Origin of the sequence: Micromonospora maritima (assembly GCF_902825405.1) — a bacterium.
Taxonomy (GTDB): Bacteria; Actinomycetota; Actinomycetes; order Mycobacteriales; family Micromonosporaceae; genus Micromonospora; species Micromonospora maritima.
In genome coordinates, this window is record NZ_CADEAU010000729.1 from 1 (window position 1) to 2,089 (window position 2,089).

The following is a 2,089-nucleotide window of genomic DNA, read 5'->3' on the forward strand; positions in this document are numbered from 1 at the left end:
GATCGCGCCGGCGAACCCGCCGTCGCGCAGGTGCCCGAGCAGCGCCGCGCCGACACCCTGGCCGGTGGTGCTGGCGCCGTAGACGGCGATGCCGCGCGGGGCAAGCAGCCGGGCGATCGAGCGCGCCTCGGTGCGGTGCTCCCGGCCGCGCTGCACCGCGAGCGTCGCCTCGGTCGCGGCGATCGGGAAGCTCAGGTGCACCACGCCGTCGGCGTACTGGCGCTGCACCTGGTAGCCGAAGTCGGCGAAGACCCGCAGCATGGTCCCGTTCGCCGGGAGGACCTCGGCGACGAAGTGCACGATGCCGTGCCGGCCGGCCGCGTCGGCCAGGTGCTCCAGCAGCACCGACCCGATGCCCCGGCCCTGGTAGGCGTCCTCCACCACGAACGCCACCTCGGCCTCCGGCGAGGCGGGACCGAGCCGTTCGTACCGGCCGACCGCGACGATCCGCTCGCCGGCCAGCACCACGAACGCCTCCCGGTCGCGGTGGTCGACGGTGACGAAGCGCTTCAGGTCCCGCTCCGGGATGCGCGGGTACGGCGAGAAGTAGCGCAGGTAGCGGGTCCGCTCGGAGAAGCGGGCGTGCATCGCCACGATCGCCGCCGCGTCGTCCGGGCGGATCTGTCGCAGCTGGACGGTCGTGCCGTCACTGAGCAGCACGTCCACCGGTTGCTCGACGGTGGTCACCGGATCAGTCGCGCGGGTCGTGCGGGTCGAGCCCGAGCAGCGGGAAGACCGCCTTGCGGGTGGCCGCGACCGCCCGGTCCACCGCGTTGGGCTCGCCGCTCGGCTGCCACGGCTGGTAGTCCGGGTCCACGTCGTCGGTCATCCGCAGCGGGACGTCGTGCCCGGGCCGCCGGCGGGCGGCCAGCTCCCGCCAGCCGGGCGGGGTGAGCGTGGCCGGGTCGATCGGCTCGCCGGTGGCGATCGCGAGCAGGTGCGTCCAGGCCCGGGGCACCACCTCGACGAGCGCGTACCCGCCGCCGCCGGTGGCCACCCAGCGGCCGTCGCACAGCTCGTCGGCGAGCGCCCGCAGCGCCCGGTAGGTGGCCCGCTGCCCGTCCACGGACAGGTGCAGGTCGGCCAGCGGGTCACTGCGGTGCCCGTCCGCGCCGCACTGGGTGACCAGCACCTGGGGCCGGTACGCGCGCAGCACCGACGGCACCACCGCGTGGAACGCCCGCTGCCAGCCGGCGTCGCCGACCCCGGGCGGCAGCGGCAGGTTGACCGCGGTGCCCTCCGCGCCCGGCCCGCCGGTCTCGTCCGGGAAGCCGGTGCCGGGGAACAACGCGAGCGGCGTCTCGTGCAGGCTGACCGTGAGCACCCGCGGGTCGCGGTAGAAGATCTCCTGCACCCCGTCGCCGTGGTGCACGTCCACGTCCACGTACGCGACGCGTTCCGCGCCGAGGTCGAGCAGGCGCGCGATGGCCACCGCCGGGTCGTTGTAGACGCAGAACCCGGCCGCCCGGGCCGGCATGGCGTGGTGCAGGCCACCGGCCACGTTCACCGCACGCCGGGCCTCGCCGCGCCACACCGCCTCGGCCGCGGCCACGGTGGCGCCGGCGATCAGCGCGCTCGACTCGTGCATCCCGTCGAAGACCGGGTTGTCCGAGGTGCCCAGGCCGAAGCCGGCGAAGAGCGGGTCACGCGGCGCGGCCCGAACGGCGTCCAGGTAGGCCGGGTCGTGCACCCGGGTCAGCAACGCGTCGTCGGCCGGCTCGGGCTTGACCACCCGCACCCCGGGCCGGTCCAGCACGCCCAGTTCCCGGGCGAGTGCCATGGTCAGCTCGACCCGGACCGGGTCCAGCGGATGGTCGCCCATGTCGTAGGCGAGGAGGGCGGGGTCCCAGACCACCACCGTGTCGTCGGCCATTCGGATATCGTCGCACGCGAGCCCCGGCGCGCCCACCAGCCGCGCGTTCACCGGCCGGACGTGCCGCCGGTCGCCACCGGACGGTCCGGGTCGGCCACCCACTCGCTCCACGAGCCGACGTAGAGGGCGGCGTCCGGGCGACCGGCCAGGTGCAACGCCAGCACCGCCTGCGCGGCGGTCACCCCCGAGCCGCAGTACGCCCCGACCGGCGCGTCC

Annotated in this window: 3 protein-coding genes; all 3 read right to left on the reverse strand. The window is 75.8% G+C overall.

Features of this window, described 5'->3' with window-relative positions:
* Positions 1-687: GNAT family N-acetyltransferase (locus HUW36_RS31590; RefSeq protein WP_174531414.1), on the reverse strand; the 687-nt coding region annotated here is incomplete at its 3' end.
* A 4-nt stretch (positions 688-691) separates the two neighbouring features.
* Positions 692-1,873 (reverse strand): acetoin utilization protein AcuC, encoded by a 1,182-nt coding sequence (locus HUW36_RS31595; protein WP_174531415.1) that lies wholly within the window; start codon positions 1,871-1,873, stop codon positions 692-694.
* 47 nt (positions 1,874-1,920) lie between these two features.
* Positions 1,921-2,089: sulfurtransferase (locus tag HUW36_RS34710; protein ID WP_343044378.1), on the reverse strand; the 169-nt coding region annotated here is incomplete at its 5' end.

Coding starts and splice junctions, on each gene's coding strand:
- HUW36_RS31595 (WP_174531415.1), bottom strand. CDS start 1,873: ATGGCCGACGACACGGTGGTGGTCTGGGACCCCGCCCTCCTCGCCTAC.